This is a genomic window from Paenibacillus sp. 203, from assembly GCF_037027525.1.
GTDB classification, from domain to species: Bacteria; Bacillota; Bacilli; order Paenibacillales; family Paenibacillaceae; genus Paenibacillus; species Paenibacillus polymyxa_B.
In genome coordinates, this window is record NZ_JAXCHD010000065.1 from 1 (window position 1) to 311 (window position 311).

At 46.9% G+C, this 311-nt stretch carries 1 tRNA gene and 1 rRNA gene; both read right to left on the reverse strand.

Annotation, left to right across the window (positions count from 1 at the left end):
* Positions 1-44: 44 nt before the first annotated feature.
* Positions 45-120: transfer RNA gene (locus tag WA407_RS26405), tRNA-Asn, on the reverse strand.
* A 66-nt stretch (positions 121-186) separates the two neighbouring features.
* Positions 187-311: ribosomal RNA gene (locus WA407_RS26410) — 23S ribosomal RNA — on the reverse strand; the annotation flags it as partial.

Genomic DNA, 311 nt, shown 5'->3' on the forward strand with positions numbered 1-311 from the left:
ATTTCCAATCGTGCTCCTTCGGCCAACTCGGACACCTCTCCATATGGCTCCCCGAACAGGACTCGAACCTGTGACAACTCGATTAACAGTCGAGTGCTCTACCAACTGAGCTATCAGGGAATATTAAACATTTATATCAAGGTTACACCCTGAAAACTGGATCCGAAACTCATTTGTGTTTTACTTTAGGATAAGCCCTCGACCGATTAGTATTGGTCAGCTCCATGCATTACTGCACTTCCACCCCCAACCTATCTACCTCGTCGTCTTCAAGGGGTCTTACGAATTGGGAAATCTCATCTTGAGGGGGG